The organism is Rickettsia montanensis str. OSU 85-930 (assembly GCF_000284175.1).
GTDB classification, from domain to species: Bacteria; Pseudomonadota; Alphaproteobacteria; order Rickettsiales; family Rickettsiaceae; genus Rickettsia; species Rickettsia rickettsii.
On the sequence record NC_017043.1, the window covers coordinates 1,172,738 to 1,188,359 of the forward strand.

A 15,622-nucleotide genomic window follows, 5' to 3' on the forward strand; every position below is an offset into this window, starting at 1 on the left:
AACTATTCCTCAAGTATCTTAACTTTTGAGCCGTCACCAATTTTAGTCATACCTTCGGTAACGACTAAGTCACCTGCTTTAATATCGTCAGAGATAATTTCAATTAGACCTTCTGTACGTGTACCGATTTTTACATATAATTGTTTTATCGTATAACCGTCTATTTTATAAATAAAATTACCTTGATTATTTCGTTGAATACAACTTTCAGGAACGGTTAGGTTTTTATGAGGGTTAATTATAAGCTTAACATCTACAAAGCTATTATGCAGGATTTTTGTACCCATAGGTAAAATAATTTTAGCTGTTAAAGTACCATTATCTGATAAGTAATGCGATACTGCCCCGATTTTACTTTTAATTTTTCCTGCAATTAAAACTTCAGTATCGACTCCAACTTTTCCGCTTAAAGACTCCGGCAATTCAATAAAAATACTTTGTGAATTTTCTGTTCCGATAATGCTAAAAAGATAGTCACCTATTTTTACTTCATCGCCGACCATAGACTTAATTACGCCTATTTTACCGGAGTAGGGTGCAGTAATTATCATATCATTATATGTTTTTAGAGCTTTGGAGTAATTAAATTTTGCATCTTCAAGCTCGCTTTTTGACCTTTTATATTCCTCGTTGCTTACAAATTTTTTAGCGAATAAAGCTTCTTTTCTATTATAATCTTCTTGTTTTGTATTTAATAACGCTGCTGCTCTAGATTTGGTGGTTTCTGCTATGTTTTTATCTATAACTAGCAATATATCCCCTTTTTTTACTATTTCTCCTTGATGTGCTGAGACTTGTTCAACTACTCCGGTGGCATTAGCATAATAATCACGACTATTATCATTCTGGCATTGTCCTACAATATTAAATATGTCGTAAAGTTCGGCAATTTGTACTTTAGTTGCTTTTACTCCTGTAATTTTTTCTTCTTCCTTTTTACTTGCCATAGTAGAAAGTGAGATAAGTAAGGTAAAAAGAACAATAAGTTTTGCAGACATAATTATACTCTAAGGTGAATAGGTGTCATCTAGTAGTTTGTCCACGGCATCTAGGAAAAGCAACTAAAAGTGTATGTTGTTGTGATATTTTTAGCTGGATACTGTGGACAAGCTACTAGATGACAAAGTATGCTTTTTAAGTTCCTCATCCGTTAACCATTTATATTCTTTTTCTAGAATTTCAAATCTAATTTTTTCTAATTGTGCATCAAGAACAGGTTCAGGAACGATAGCAGAACCGGTAAACTCAAATCCTTGATAGTTAATTTTTAGTTTCTTACAAATTTCTTGTAATGATAATAAATTTTCTTCTATATCATCGATAAATATTATTGATTGTGGATAATAATTTGTTTTTCGTAATACATACTCAAGCATGCTTCCTTTATCATATTTCGCAGTGTAAATTATTCCGTCTTTTAATGTGGGTTTACCGTAGCCGGCATTAAAATCTTCTATTATTATCTCATCTTCTAAAGGTGAAAATTCTTGAAAATTTACCTTTAATTCAGTGAGTTCACGAATTCTCCATTCGATCATATCTTCAATTACGCCGAATTTACCGGTAGGAAGTTTAGTAAGACCCATTGCCGGTACATTTTTTTCTGTAAGTAGAGCAAATATCGTTAAGATATCTGGGTTAACAAATCTAGCTGTCCTATCTTTAAGAACAATACTAAGTAATAATTCACATTCTTTTCTAGTAAGTCTTTTTTCAATGTTCTTCATTAATTCTTTTCTATAATCATGTGTTAACCTAGATTCATCACTATCCATTACAATTACTTCATCTACATCAAAAAGCACCAAGCTAGTATTATCGGCTTGTTTTACCGCTTCTATAACTTCTTTAAAATCATGAACTTTATTTATTTTGCTATACATATTTATTGTTTATTTAATATTACTTAAGAGTCTAATTACTTCTTCTAAGGAATTTGTCATTACCTTTAAATCTTCTTCTCTAGATAAATTATGGTGACCGTCTTTAATTAGCTTCATTACTATTTGTTTGCTCGTTATTTTTTCTAATAATTTTACTGAAACATTATAAGGCACGTCTTCATCTAACATCCCATGAATTAGATGTACCGGTATATTTATATCAATCTGTTTCTTTGTCAATAATAAATGTTTTTTTGCATCTTCTATCAGTTTATAGCTTATAGGATATTTATGCTCACAATTTTTACCGCTTACTTCTAGTATTCCCTCTTTTTGCATCTTATTTTGATCATTTAGAGATATATTTTGCCAAATATTTTCAGTAAAATCTGGAGCAGGGGCTACACACACAAGTCCCTTTATTTTATCAGGAAATCTTAAAGCCGCAAGGAGTGCTAGCCATCCTCCCATGCTCGAACCTACTAATATCGCCTCCGTATTAATTAATTTGTCTAAAATTAGTGATACTCCTTCTAACCAATCACTAATTGTTTGATCCTTAAATTGGCCCGATGTGTTCCCATGGCCGAAATTATCAAAAACAATAAAATTATAATTGTTTTTTTTACAATAATCTATTAAATAGATAGCCTTAGTTGATTGCATACTAGACATCAAGCCGTGTAAAAAAATTACAGATGGAATATTTGTATTAATTATTCTATAATTATCATAGACAATAAATTTGTCTTGTGTTTTATTATAAAGCTTGTGCATTTTAAATAATTATTTTAATAGATTGAGATTTAATGCCTTCATTAAAGTCAAGTAAACGATACAATAAATATACTATTTTGCAAGTAGTTCCTGCTCTAGTTTCGGGAGGGGTTGAAAGAGGTACTATAGAAGTTGCAAAATATCTTAAAATTCTCGGTCATACTCCTATCATAATTTCAGCAGGCGGTACTCTAGTTAAAGAGTTAGATAAGGAAGATATACTGCATATTGAAATGAATAGTAGCAGTAAAAATCCTTTTGTAATTCTGAATAATGCAAAATTGATAGCAGAAATAATCAAAAAATATAATGTTGATATAGTTCATACAAGATCAAGAGCACCGGCATGGAGTTCATATCTAGCAACAAAATGGACAGATGCTAAATTTTTGACTACCTTTCATGGGGTTTATAATATTCCGAATAGTTTTAAAAAATATTATAATAGCATAATGCTAAAAGGTAAGAAAGTTATTGCCGTGTCTAATTTTGTAAAACAACACTTGCTCGAAAACTATAAAATTGATGAAGATAAAATAGTAGTAATTGAGCGTGGAGTGAATTGTGATTATTTCGATCCTGCAAATTTAACGCCGGAAAAACTTGAAAAATGTTGTGATAAATATGATGCACCGAGTAACATGCCGATAATATTAATGCCTTCTAGAATGACAAGCTGGAAAGGACATCTTGTTCTAGTAGAAGCATTAAGTAAATTAAAACATAGAGACTTTTATTGTTTAATGGTCGGTGATATATCTAGGCATCCCAATTTTACTAATAGAGTAAAAGAGCTTATAGCTAATCTAAAACTTCAAAATAAAATTCAAATTTTCGGTAATGATTCGGATATAATAAACCTATATGGGATTTCCGATATTATCGTTTCTGCCTCAATCGAGCCTGAAGCTTTCGGGCGTACTATTATAGAAGGGCAGGCGATGGAGAAGCTTGTTATTGCAACTAATATCGGTGGGGCAGTAGAGACAATAAATAATAATATAACTGGTTTCCACGTAGAACCAAATAATGCCAAAGCGTTAGCACAGAAAATCGATTATTGTTTCTCGATTTTAGGTACTGATACTGCTAAGAAAATCCAAGAAGCGGCAAGACATACGGTAATTAATAATTTCTCTCTTGATCTGATGCTAAGAAAAAACCTTGAAATCTATAAAGAAATCTTAAAAAACTCCCATAATTGAACATCTAGATTTAGTATATACTCATGATAAATGAAAAGTAGTCAAGCATATAGGGTTGCATAGAATAGCTATTCTCCTAATAATTTTATTTCAGCATACAAATCTTCAAGATTTATATACTGATCATAAAAATTATTATAGTCATGAGATTTACCGTCATGATGCACTACAAGCATTAAAGTTTCCGGTAAAAATTCTTTTAAAGTTTGTTGTGCATTTTCTATAGATATTTTATCAAGATTAGCAAATACCTCGTCTAAAATTAATATTTTAGGGTTTGAAATTATAGCTTTAATGATTCCAATTTTTTTCTTTTGACTGCCACTTGGTGCATTTATTACATCATAATTTTTATCACTTAAGTGTGTAATTAATGTACCTAGATCTAATTTTATAAATAGTGTGTTAATTTTTGCTTCTAATAATTGCTTATTACTTTTAATGATTGATCAAGGCCGGAGGTTATTATTTCAAATAAAGTAGATTAAACAGGTATGTAACTATTCTGATCAATAAATATTATTTTTGGATTTTGATAATGGGTAGGTATGGAAATTTCACCAACGCTATGGCATGGATCAGCAATACAATTGACTAAACTCTTTAAAAAAGTAGTGTTGCCTTTTCCTGAGGAAGCTGAAAGAAGATAATGTGCTCCTAGTGTGAATACTAATTTTTCAAAACTCAAAATAGTTCTTTCTTCTATAATTAGGTTATAATCAGAAATTACAAGTTCATCGTTTGTATCATTAGTAGACCATGTTATTCCTTTTTTATTCTCAGAAGAAATTGCCTCTATTAATTTTGTAATTCTCGCTTGTGATATAACTGCTCCACTAAAGATTATTTTTAATTAGGCACTTGTTAAGAATGATTTTAAAGTTTCAAGCCAAGGATTAAGTAGTAGAGCTTGCTCAGGCGTAATCTCTCCATTTTTTACTTTATAAATATAGTAAAGTGATTTTATGAATTTATCGGAGATGTCTAGTATAGTAGTTATAGTATTTTTTGTGCTATCTAAAAACAACATTTTCTTTGATATTTCTTTTTTAGCTTTAAGTTGCTTGGCATGCAGAATCAGTTAACAAGATATTTGAAGTATTAGAGGATATATTTCTTACTATAAAAGCTTTATTTTCGTTAATTTTCTCTGCTTCTTGCCTGTAAGAAATATCCAGTTGATATAATATATTTAAAAATATTTAAAACTCCTTGCTTAATATTTTCAAACTCATTAAATATAATAGCTCCTGGAACTAAATTCATTATATATTGCAATGCAATAAGCTGTATAATTTTTTGAGTGGTTAAATTCCCTAATTGTAAAATTCCAATAGTGAAAGTATTATTAAGATTATTAAATAAATTATTAGTAATAGCTTCTATATCCTTTAATCCTAAGATTTTACTTTTATATTCCTCGTTTAGTAACAGTTCTAAAGCTTTTTGTTCGATTAAATCTTGAGTATTTTGTGTTAAAGAAGCTTTATATGATTGGAATAGTGTGCTTATTATATTTTTCCCACACCATAAAATACTGATTTTTGCTCCTTGAGGAACAAGAGGTCCTATAGCAGCATTAGGGTCCTGTATGAGTAAGGTTAATGCAATTAATGTATTGCCATCATTTCCGGTATAGTTAATAAAACTACTATTTATGTATGCTTCAATTAAATCTAAAACCCTTCGGTTATTAAGATTTCATCAGCAAGAGTTGCCGAAACAAAAAGACTGCTTCCTGTTGTCCCATTTACAATAAAACCAGTTATATCGCTAATTATTAAATGCGTTTCATATGCTAACTTCTTGGAAAAGGTAGAAGCAGCATTATTTATTAAAAATAGATATCGTCATCGTGAGCGGGCGTTGTTGTGTGTATCGAAAAAGGCACTCGGTGTCATACCGTAGTTTGACCACGGTATCCAAAAACAACTAAAAATGCTAATAATGTTAGTATTTTTAACTGGATCCCGCGATCAAGTTGCTGGATGACAACTGAAAAACTGATCCACGCAGCAATACCTTTCGAGCGATTGAAAGTAGCGTGGCACTCCATAAAAATAATAAAAAAATGCTAAAAATTAGCATTTTTATACTTCCTTGCTTCGTCAAAAATTACAGTTTTTCTTAGCTCAGACGTTAAATTCTTAATTAATCTATCTTTAACAAACGCTGCTGAATTAGGTGATAAGTTGTATTATAGTATAAAGAAAAAATGTAGGTGTAGGGAAGAAAGTAAAAAGGCAGATAAATAAAATCTGCCTTTTTGTAATTATTAACGAGAATATAACTCGATTACTAAATGCACTTCTGCTTCAAAAGGATATGGGACATCAGAAAGAGCAGGAACTCTTAAATATTTACCGGTTAATGAAGGCACATCAAATGATAAATACCCCGGTGTTGTTTGACCTTGTTTTGAAACGGATTCTTGGATAAGCGGTATTTGTTTTACGGATTCTTTAACTTCTATAACATCGCCTGCCTTTAGTCGTATGCTTGCGATATTGGCTTTCTTACCGTTTAATTTAATATGTCCGTGTGAAACTAACTGTCTTGCAGCAAAAATAGTTGGAGCTATATTCATTCTATAAACTACCGTATCAAGTCTACTTTCAAGTAACCCAATGAAGTTTTCACCGGTATTACCTTTCATTTTTTGAGCAAGTGCAAAAATATTTCTAAATTGTTTTTCAGTGACACGACCGTAGTGGCATTTCAATCTTTGCTTAGCTTTTAAATGTAAACCATAATCTGAAGTTTTAATCATGGCATTCTGCCCATGTTGCCCGGGACGATAATTTCGTGTATTGAAAGCATCCTTGCTATCACCCCATAGACTTACTCCAAGTCTTCTACTAGCTTTATATTTAGAACGAACAATTTTTGTCACTGATAATATCCTTAACTTATTATTTGAATTACAAAAAAATATATACATTTCTTGCATCAAAGTCAATCATTGATTTTTAACCTAAAACTTTTTATATTTAATTAAAAAATATTTCATATGAATTCTTTAGTAAGACCAATCAATTTAGGTAAAATCAATCATTCACAAAGTACTGTTAAAGACTATATTTTACTTATGAAACCGCGTGTAATGTCGCTTGTGATTTTTACGGGTTTTGTAGGTATGTGGCTTGCTCCTTATTCCGTGCATCCGTTTATTGCTGGTATTGCAGTTGTTTGCATAGCTCTTGGGGCAGGTAGTGCAGGGGCAATTAATATGTGGTACGATAGAGACATCGATAGCTTAATGAAACGTACCCAAAAAAGACCGATAGTAAGAGGAGTTATAGAATCTGATGAAGCTTTATCTTTTGGTTTGATAACGGGATTTTTTGCAGTATTTTTTATGGCTTTATGTGTTAATCTACTTGCATCCTTTTTACTGCTATTCACTATTTTTTATTATATCTGTATTTATACTATTTGGTTAAAGCGTTGTTCTATACAAAATGTCGTTATTGGCGGAGTATCGGGAGCATTACCTCCTGTGATAGGTTATGCAGCGGTAAGCAATACTATATCTCTAGAGTCGATTATATTATTTTTGATTATTTTTATTTGGACGCCGCCGCATTCATGGGCTCTTGCTTTATTCTGTAACGATGACTATAAAAACTGTAAAGTACCGATGATGCCTGCAGTAAAAGGGACTTTATATACTAAAAAACAAATTCTAATTTACAGTATTCTTTTATTTATTGTTTCGCTAATGCCTTTTTTTATTGGAATGAATAATTTGATATATTTAATAATTTCTGGTATTCTTGGAGTAGTATTTCTATATTATGCCGGTTCTTTATTCTATGACACCCCTGATAACAAACAAGCTAAACGATTTTTTGCCTATTCGATATTTTACTTGTTTTTTATATTTTTACTTTTGTACTCAACTAACACTGTATCCACTATTAGCTGAGAGATATATAGTGTTGGGTTACTTTTGTGGAAGATAAAATTGAAACCCAACGTGAAAAAACATATCATAAGTTTATTTTCATGCAAGTGATTTTTTATTTATAACTGTAATTTTTAAATTTTATGCTTTTGTTTCGTAATTTTGATAAGTAGGAAGAGTTAGAATATATATCGTATTTTATTCCATGGGAGCAACCTGTCATGCAACACACTCCATCGTTGGATAAAACTACTCTTAATACCGGCTTTATAACGTACCGCCTTGCCTCCATATTCGCTTACTTTATTTTCCTGTATATTTGGTTGCCAAATTAAAGCTTCGCTCTCTAATCTATTTGAGGCAATATTTCTTTCATGCTGCTTATCGTTATGCGTTAAAAATATGCATTCCGCTTTTATAAACGGTTTATATTGGTTATTTATCATGTATGGAGCTAAATCTTCAAATAACTTTGCATATTCGGTAAGCCAGCCTTCATAAGTAATAATAGGAGCAAAGTTTAGATGAACTTCGTAACCTGCTTCAATAAAAATATTCACCGTTTTTATTCTCTCGATAATTGGACTCGTTTTTGGCTCTAATATCTCACTCATTCTTGCCGGCATCAAACTAAATCTAATCCTTATTTTGTTTTCAGGATTAAAATTAAGTAATTTAGGATTGACACATTTAGTAGCAAAAGTTGCTTTAGCACGTGGATCTTCTTTAAAGAAATTAAGTATCTTTAGCCAATTAGTGTGTTTCCAATGCAAACTTACATCGGCAACTTATATCATATGTCCAATATTTAGAATCTGTTTGATTGGAAATTTTAGTCGGTAAATTTGCTATATGTTTATCCAATACGTCAAGTATTTGATCTATATTTTCATTGATATATAATGTCTCATAATTATGACGCATAACATAACAATAACTATTTCTGCAACCTCCGGCACAGCCATACATGAAGTTAGGCGTTATGTAATCAGCTGATCTTCCATTAGGACGTACGTGCAAAGTTTTCGTGTTTTGTACTATTTTCTTAATCATACGATTTTAAATTAAAGTTTATTTAAAATACTTACTTAGCTTTACAAACTTCAGATTTATTTACTTACATTGAAATTGTAGTTATAAATTATTAATTACAAATATATCATAAGTTACGGAAAAACCAAGCTATCTAAATTTTGATAATAAAAGTTATAAATGGAAAAATGCTATTGAGTCTCGTAAATGCCCGGAAAGCTATAGAGTAGGTAAAGGTGAGCAAGGAGTATGCATTTGTCAACCATATAAAAATGAAATTTTGCCTTATTGGAAGTTTAAAACTCCTGAAGTTGCTAAAGAAAGTAGTGAAAAAATATATGAAATATTTTTAAAATACTTAGAGGATAATGATTTTGTTGGAGCTGATATGGCGCGTAAATATTTGCAGATGGGTTTTACTAGAAGTAGACGTTATGCTAATTATAAAGATGGGAAAAAATATAACAAAGAACATGATTATAAGAAATTAGAAAGAGGAGTGGGATCCAAAAAAAATCATTATATGAAGACCTTATTATTTTGTTGAAAAAGGCAAATTATGATGAAGAAACAGCAAAAATTACTAAAGCAATTCAAGATTTCCCTAAAAACATACCTAATTTGTTATTAGATACTGAGGAAACAAAGGATGTGTATCCATTAGGTTTGGCACAGGAATAACTGTATCAAAAAGTGGGTATTTACGAGTTTTTCACTGTCATCTAGTTTGCTTGCTAACTAAGTCTAGAAAAAATAACTTCAACATTGTTACTACACTATATGTTTTGTTGGATGATGACATAGAGAGGAATAATAAGTCACACAACACCCGTGACGGTCACATCAAAACAGTTTCTTCAATCCTTTTTGTAGAAGCTTATTCACAGGATCTGCTTGTTGGTTTTCCTGTGAGGGGCTGCTTTGTTCCTCTGTATTTGTATCCTTTGTCTTTCTGAGACCCAAAGCATCTTTAATAATATTTTCAGGTTTCTTCTCTCCGCTTTTTAAGTCTTTAATAACGCTATTAAATACGTTTTTAACTAAATATGTTTGAAAGGCTTGAACGTCTAATTTATGCTGCGGATTATTTATGAATCCGTATAATTTAACGGCTATAGGCGGTAAATCCGCAATAGTAACGCTTGCACTAACATCCATCATATATTGTGGTAAGTTAATTTGACCGCTTGCATTTGTTGTGGCAGGTGAAGCATCTAAACTACATTCATTTAAATTAAGCTTGCCTTGCGTTACATTTCCGCTGGCAATTAAATTTTTGAAAGATGTGGATCCGCCACTAAAGGAGCTGTTAATAAGTCGCAATACTCCTTCGGTATTTTTAGCATTATTGACCGCATCTGCGATTCGGTTTAAATCAAATCCGCTTATTTTCCCGTTATCGCTATTTACGTTAAATTGTCCATTTAGATTATTAACATATGTATAAACGCTATTACCGTGAGAAGTAAGATCGGCTTTAAAGCTTAGTCGCCCATCAGTTATTTTTATTTTACCCGATTGCGGAGTGAAACTTTTGAGATAGGCATTTTTTAAATCGATTTTAATTGCAGCGTTTTGATCTTTTGCTGAACTCACATAACCGGTGCTACTTAGCTTGCCACCGTAAATGCTTGCATTAACTGAAATAATATTCAGTGTGCCGCCGGTGATATTTAATTTTGCTTTTAAATTATTTATGATTAATGAGTCGTTAGTTAATTTATCAATATTTGCGGATAATTGCCCTTCAATTTCATTTAAAAACCCTAAATTAATAGGATTATTTGACCAAGGAGAATTATTTTTAGCTGTAGGTATGTTTTGAGTAGCAGGACTATTAGTTTTATTTGGAGCAGGAGTAGGACTATTACTTGTAAGAATTTTATCCAAATTAACTAACGGACTGTATAAGTTAAGATTAAAATTTGGCTTCTGAGTTGCTAAATTAATATCTCCTTTAATAGATATATTAGCATTAAAAGCGGATATTTTATTATTAATATGGAAAGTATCTTTAATTTTTTGCACTTCCCCGTTTAACTGCAATACTCCAATCTTACTTAAATTACTTACTCCCATAAGAGACATAAACGACTCAAAATTATTAATTTTTAGATTGTGCGAAATAGTTATATCTTGTGCTAAATTTTTAAGATCAATATCTCCCGTTAGATTACTATTTGCAGCCGATAAATTAATATTTTGTAATTTTATTGCTTGAGAATTACAAATTACATTAGAAGTAAGTATAAGTTTTTGGTTAATAATAGGCGGTAATTTATCGGTCTTTAGTTTTAGAGCATCAAGTATAGGTTTTAAACTATCAGCTTGTAGCATAATATTTGTCTTATCTAAATTAGAGCTAATCTCGGTTACAATGTTACCGGGATTGATAATAATATTTGATTTTAGGTTATTACGCTCTATATCATAATTTGCATTTGCTAGTAATTCTATATTTGGATAATTAAGTCTAGCATCTTTAATAGCTATATTTTTACTATCGGCAGTAATTGCCGTAGTTAGCTTGTAGTCATTTTGTAAATCAGCAGGCATACCTAAAGTTTTAGCATTACCTTTAATATTTGCGTTACCTATGAAAGAATTATTTTCGCTATCAAATTTTCCTTCGATTTTAATTTTTTCACCGGCAAGATTAATATTGGCACTTAACGGAATTATTTTACCGATTTCTTTAATATTCCCGTCTATATTAATTTGCTGTTCCAAAGCCTTTAAAGCTAAAGTCAAATCTATAGGACCTTTAAGGCTTTTAATTTTAGTCTCTAAGTTAATATCGTTAAATATTTTCTCACTGTTTTTTTCTATATATATTACTTTGCCGTCTATAATTTTAAAATGACTAATCAAAATAGGAAGTGCTAATTCAGTTTTAGTATCGGTAGATTCTACAGAGCTAATTTCATTTGTTTTGGATGCATTATTAGGTGTAGAAAATTGCCAATTTTTTTGTCCATTACTTAAAACTTCTAGATTTATAATCGGTTTTTGCAGTTCTATAGAAGCTACTTCAATTGCTCCTCTAAAAAGAGGAAAAAGTCGCAATGACACTTTAGCACCTTCAACGGAAACTAGATGAGGTTCTTTTGTACCGTTTATTGATGATAATTTAATTTCTGATAGTGATATTGCAGGATTCGGTAGTAAAGATAATTTTATGTTGCCGTTAATAGTTAAATCTCTATTTGTAGCCTCTTTAACTTTATCTATTACTATTCCTTTATAATTATTTAAAGGAATAAAGAAAGGAATAACAATTAATAATAATATTATACTTATAAATATAATAAGTGAGTATTTTAAAGTTTTAGGCATAGAGCTTAACCTTCTATGTTATATATATATATTAATTATAGTATTTAAGGATTAATTGTCAATTTTATGTAATTTACTCAATTAAGGATTGAAATAATTATATTCTATGTCATTCCACGAGGCGTTGTTGTGTGGATCGGTTTTTCCGTCATTGCGAGTAGGCATTGTTGCGTGGACCGGTAAAACCCACTGTGTCATCCCGTGGTCACGCCACGGGATGACAGAGGTGAATAAGAATCGTAGGGTACTATAAAGAAATTGAAAACTACGGTAAATTATTCAAACTTCTCTTTGATAATTTAAAATCACATAATCTTTAGTTATAATAGGAAAAAATTCTTTATTGAAAGGTAATAATTCGGTTGTTTGATCTGAAAATGCTATTTCAATTATGTCACCGGCACCAAAGTTAAGAATATTTTTAATTTTGCCTATTTCTTTATGATCTTGGTTTAATACCGGTAAATGAGTTAAATCCGCTATATAAAATTCATCTTCTTCTAGTTCCGGTAAACTTGCTCTTAAGCAAAATATTTTATAACCTTTTAAATTTTCAGCTTCATTTCGAGTAGCTATATCATTAAATGTACAAATTAATTCTCCTTTGGCATTTTGGCTAATTAGCTTAATATGTATATTTGCTCCTGACTCATTTACTAAATTTCTTTCAAGTATTTTTGTAGCAGGGTCGGTAAAAGATTTTAACATTACATGACCTTTAATTCCGTGACATGATTTTATTACACCGACTAAAATTAAATTTTCTAAAGAATTCATTAATTTGCCTTTAAATTTTGATAATTATATATAATAATATATTTAAAGACTTTTTTACAGACATGATAAAAAAAATAGCTGCCGGCGTCATAATTTGTTTCTCATTATTATTATTTATAATGTTTGGTGCATTATCGTTTGTTAACTATAATTCGGTTACTAGTAATTTTACCAGTCATTTAGGAATTGCGAAAGAAAATATCGGAAAAATAAAGATGAATAAATTTCCTTTGTCCTATTTAGTTATTGAGACGATAAGAGAAGAAGGAAAGTTAGATTTAGAGCAGATTAAAATTCATTTTTCGTTGTGGTCGCTTATAAAATTTAATCCTAAAATTAATAAAATAGATATATTAGATGCTAAATTTTATTCACATTCTAATGTATTAAATATTTATAATCATGAAGAGTTAATAAAGAATTTCTTTAAATATAAATTACAAAATATAAATCTAAATGTTACTAATCTAAGTATTATTAATAAACAAGATTATTCTATTTTAAATTTTAATAATTGTATATTAAAAAAAGAAAATGCTTTATCGTCTAATTACATATTTAAAACTACAAGTAACTATATGGGTAAAATTTCAGGTTCAATTAATAAACGTGACGATATAGTAGATTTTAGTCTTAATATTGATAATAATGATTATGGTTTTAAGTTATCGCAAATTTACAAAGATTCTAAGCTTACTAGCGGTAGTGGTGAATATCAGATTAAAAATTTAGCATCGGTAATGTATAATATATTACCGGATTTAAACCATATTTTTAATAAATTTAATAAACATGAGGCAGTAAAAGTTAAATTTAATATTTCAAATAATGAAGATGAAATAGAGCTAAAAGACATAGTAATAGCATCGTCTTTTATTATTGGTAATGGATTTGTTAACATTGCTAAAAATGATAATATTACTACTAATGTAAAACTAGATTTTCCTAAAATAGATTTAAGTTCGTTAATTTCTCCAAATGCAGAGGTAACATTTAATACTTCTTCTTCAAATATTAGATTTATTTTTGCCGATAAATTACTTAAAGCAGACGTGACAATTAACGAAATAATTTTAAGTAATAATGAAGAACTAGAAAAAATAGTCTTTTCTTCTAACTTATCAAAGGGTACTTTAAAGATAAATGAATTTTCAGGTAATATTAAATCAGGTGGAGAATTTAAGCTTACAGGTAATGTAACACAGAATGTCGTTAGAAGTATGTTCGATGGACAGCTATATTTAAAGCACAACGATATAAATTCGTTACTGAATATTTTAGGATTTAACGACGTTACTATTAAAGAAGCTATTCCTTTTAGCTTGTCATCGGATTTAAAACTCACTTTAATAGATTTATTTTTTAAAAATTTATTACTCAAAACAGATAATTTAAATTTATCAGGAAATTTTTCTAGTAAATTTATTGCTCAAACACCTCGTTTAGACGCTACGCTTAATATATCTTCGCTTGACTTAAGCAGTAGAACGTATCCAATAATTTCGCCGCTTATCGAATTTACAAAAAATTTAACTAAAGATATGAAAGCTCTAGATTATCCAAGTAAATTCATCCCTATTAGAACAATAGGATATTTAGCTAATTTAGATATTCTGATAGATAGCGTTAAGTATAACGATCATGTATTTGACAAAATGAGTTTGCTTGCTAAAATCGTACCAGCTAATATAAAAATTAGTAATTTAGATTTTAAAACTGCTAACAGCTATTTATCAACTAGCTGGAACTTAGATGCATCGAGTGTATTACCGTCTTTGACCGTAGAAATTAAGGACGGTAATCTTACTACTGATTTATTATCACCGGCAGGAATGCTTAATTTAAGAAATAAATTAATAAATGATTATAGTTTAGATAAAGCTACCTTACAAGTTTTCGGTACATTGTCGACATTATTACAAAATGATTTAATATTGAAAAATGTTAAATTTTATGTAGCAAGTAATAATAATTTATTACAATTTAATAATATTGAAGCAGAATTATTAGGCGGTAAGCTTCAAGGTAACGGCAATATTTTATTAGAACCTTATGCTATAAATTTCGTATATGCTTTAAATACAATAGATTTAAACAAAGTTTCGGCTCTTATGCCTAAAATATTTACTGCAGGTAGCGGAAAAATAAGTATAAGCGGTAGTTTAGGAACTAACGGTAACACTCTTCAAAGCCAGCTATATAACCTTACTACAAAATCACAATTTGCTATAAACAATATAGATGTTAATAATTTTGCAATTGATTCTTTTATAGAAAAAATTGACACAGCTGATTATAAGGTACAAAATTTAGATAAAGATATAAATAGTGCTATAACCACAGGACAAGAAAATATTAGAGGTATAAGCGGTGATATTGAACTACAAAAAGGTATTGCCATTTTAAAGAAAGTAAAATTTGCAACACAATATAGTAGCGGTGCGGCCTCTTTTGCAGTTAATATATATAATTTTGATATGGATGCATCTAGTATTTTATCATTTTACGTACCGGCAAGGCTTGTTAAGTTAAATACTTCAAATACAAGTTCTGATAAAGATAGTTTGGCACATCTTAATATAAAAATGCAAGGGAGTATTTTTGCTCCTAAGAAAACTTTTGATAGTAGTGAGCTAAAAAAATTACTTATACCCCAAACAACTGAAGACAAAACTACTACAGATAACCATTAAAAAATAAAAATA

14 protein-coding genes and 1 pseudogene are annotated in these 15,622 nt (G+C 29.9%); 5 read left to right on the plus strand and 10 right to left on the minus strand.

Going from position 1 to position 15,622, the window contains the following annotated elements:
• Window positions 1-2: 2 nt before the first annotated feature.
• From MCI_RS06320 to MCI_RS06330, 3 genes are all read right to left on the minus strand, one after another.
• Window positions 3-1,001 carry an efflux RND transporter periplasmic adaptor subunit gene (locus MCI_RS06320; protein ID WP_198002898.1) on the minus strand — a complete coding sequence of 333 codons (999 nt, stop codon included), beginning with the start codon at window positions 999-1,001 and terminating at the stop codon, window positions 3-5.
• 87 nt (window positions 1,002-1,088) lie between these two features.
• Window positions 1,089-1,883 (minus strand): DUF2608 domain-containing protein, encoded by a 795-nt coding sequence (locus MCI_RS06325; protein WP_014410154.1) that lies wholly within the window; start codon window positions 1,881-1,883, stop codon window positions 1,089-1,091.
• 9 nt (window positions 1,884-1,892) lie between these two features.
• A complete protein-coding gene (locus tag MCI_RS06330; protein WP_014410155.1) occupies window positions 1,893-2,660 on the minus strand; it encodes an alpha/beta hydrolase in 768 nt (255 codons plus the stop codon).
• A 32-nt stretch (window positions 2,661-2,692) separates the two neighbouring features.
• Between MCI_RS06330 and MCI_RS06335 the strand changes: the two genes are divergently transcribed.
• Window positions 2,693-3,865 (plus strand): glycosyltransferase family 4 protein, encoded by a 1,173-nt coding sequence (locus tag MCI_RS06335; protein ID WP_014410156.1) that lies wholly within the window; start codon window positions 2,693-2,695, stop codon window positions 3,863-3,865.
• A gap of 68 nt (window positions 3,866-3,933) precedes the next feature.
• On the opposite strand, the gene MCI_RS06340 is transcribed toward MCI_RS06335, so the two are convergent.
• From MCI_RS06340 to rpsD, 4 genes are all read right to left on the minus strand, one after another.
• Window positions 3,934-4,041, minus strand: coding sequence for a hypothetical protein (locus MCI_RS06340; protein ID WP_014014165.1), 108 nt, complete (start codon window positions 4,039-4,041; stop codon window positions 3,934-3,936).
• A gap of 677 nt (window positions 4,042-4,718) precedes the next feature.
• Window positions 4,719-4,895: a hypothetical protein gene (locus MCI_RS06345; RefSeq protein WP_014410157.1), complete on the minus strand. Its 177-nt coding sequence runs from the start codon at window positions 4,893-4,895 to the stop codon at window positions 4,719-4,721.
• A 110-nt stretch (window positions 4,896-5,005) separates the two neighbouring features.
• On the minus strand, window positions 5,006-5,131 hold the full coding sequence (locus MCI_RS10380) for a hypothetical protein (RefSeq protein WP_269479125.1): 126 nt from the start codon (window positions 5,129-5,131) through the stop codon (window positions 5,006-5,008).
• 1,009 nt (window positions 5,132-6,140) lie between these two features.
• Window positions 6,141-6,758, minus strand: coding sequence for a 30S ribosomal protein S4 (rpsD, locus tag MCI_RS06355; protein WP_014410158.1), 618 nt, complete (start codon window positions 6,756-6,758; stop codon window positions 6,141-6,143).
• A gap of 117 nt (window positions 6,759-6,875) precedes the next feature.
• Here rpsD and cyoE point away from each other — a divergent pair, with 117 nt between their 5' ends.
• Complete coding sequence (cyoE, locus tag MCI_RS06360; protein WP_014410159.1) at window positions 6,876-7,793, plus strand: heme o synthase; 918 nt, start codon at window positions 6,876-6,878, stop codon at window positions 7,791-7,793.
• A 158-nt stretch (window positions 7,794-7,951) separates the two neighbouring features.
• On the opposite strand, the gene MCI_RS06365 is transcribed toward cyoE, so the two are convergent.
• On the minus strand, window positions 7,952-8,545 hold the full coding sequence (locus tag MCI_RS06365; RefSeq protein WP_410526311.1) for a spore photoproduct lyase family protein: 594 nt from the start codon (window positions 8,543-8,545) through the stop codon (window positions 7,952-7,954).
• A gap of 452 nt (window positions 8,546-8,997) precedes the next feature.
• Between MCI_RS06365 and MCI_RS06370 the strand changes: the two genes are divergently transcribed.
• Together MCI_RS06370 and MCI_RS10145 are read left to right on the plus strand one after the other, a co-directional pair.
• The gene (locus MCI_RS06370) at window positions 8,998-9,351 is read left to right on the plus strand and encodes a DUF4385 family protein (RefSeq protein WP_083837143.1); all 354 of its coding nucleotides are present in this window, start codon (window positions 8,998-9,000) and stop codon (window positions 9,349-9,351) included.
• Window positions 9,315-9,508, plus strand: a pseudogene (locus tag MCI_RS10145) (hypothetical protein); the annotation flags it as partial. The gene MCI_RS06370 and the pseudogene MCI_RS10145, both read left to right, overlap by 37 nt.
• 139 nt (window positions 9,509-9,647) lie before the next feature.
• Here MCI_RS10145 and MCI_RS06380 read toward each other — a convergent pair.
• Both MCI_RS06380 and rimM read right to left on the minus strand, forming a co-directional pair.
• Window positions 9,648-12,140, minus strand: coding sequence for an AsmA family protein (locus MCI_RS06380; protein ID WP_014410162.1), 2,493 nt, complete (start codon window positions 12,138-12,140; stop codon window positions 9,648-9,650).
• A gap of 279 nt (window positions 12,141-12,419) precedes the next feature.
• Window positions 12,420-12,917, minus strand: coding sequence for a ribosome maturation factor RimM (gene rimM, locus MCI_RS06385; protein WP_014410163.1), 498 nt, complete (start codon window positions 12,915-12,917; stop codon window positions 12,420-12,422).
• 62 nt (window positions 12,918-12,979) lie between these two features.
• On the opposite strand from rimM, the gene MCI_RS06390 reads away from it, so the two are divergent.
• The gene (locus MCI_RS06390; RefSeq protein WP_041404266.1) at window positions 12,980-15,610 is read left to right on the plus strand and encodes an AsmA family protein; all 2,631 of its coding nucleotides are present in this window, start codon (window positions 12,980-12,982) and stop codon (window positions 15,608-15,610) included.
• Window positions 15,611-15,622: the final 12 nt, after the last annotated feature.

What these genes read in the sequence shown, in the direction of transcription:
- cyoE (WP_014410159.1), top strand. Translation starts at nt 6,876, where the DNA reads ATGAATTCTTTAGTAAGACCAATCAATTTAGGTAAAATCAATCATTCA.
- MCI_RS06340 (WP_014014165.1), bottom strand. Translation starts at nt 4,041, where the DNA reads ATGCTTGTAGTGCATCATGACGGTAAATCTCATGACTATAATAATTTT.
- MCI_RS06330 (WP_014410155.1), bottom strand. Translation starts at nt 2,660, where the DNA reads ATGCACAAGCTTTATAATAAAACACAAGACAAATTTATTGTCTATGAT.
- MCI_RS06335 (WP_014410156.1), top strand. Translation starts at nt 2,693, where the DNA reads ATGCCTTCATTAAAGTCAAGTAAACGATACAATAAATATACTATTTTG.
- MCI_RS10380 (WP_269479125.1), bottom strand. Translation starts at nt 5,131, where the DNA reads ATGAATTTAGTTCCAGGAGCTATTATATTTAATGAGTTTGAAAATATT.
- MCI_RS06380 (WP_014410162.1), bottom strand. Translation starts at nt 12,140, where the DNA reads ATGCCTAAAACTTTAAAATACTCACTTATTATATTTATAAGTATAATA.
- MCI_RS06345 (WP_014410157.1), bottom strand. Translation starts at nt 4,895, where the DNA reads ATGTTGTTTTTAGATAGCACAAAAAATACTATAACTACTATACTAGAC.
- MCI_RS06325 (WP_014410154.1), bottom strand. Translation starts at nt 1,883, where the DNA reads ATGTATAGCAAAATAAATAAAGTTCATGATTTTAAAGAAGTTATAGAA.
- rimM (WP_014410163.1), bottom strand. Translation starts at nt 12,917, where the DNA reads ATGAATTCTTTAGAAAATTTAATTTTAGTCGGTGTAATAAAATCATGT.
- MCI_RS06390 (WP_041404266.1), top strand. Translation starts at nt 12,980, where the DNA reads ATGATAAAAAAAATAGCTGCCGGCGTCATAATTTGTTTCTCATTATTA.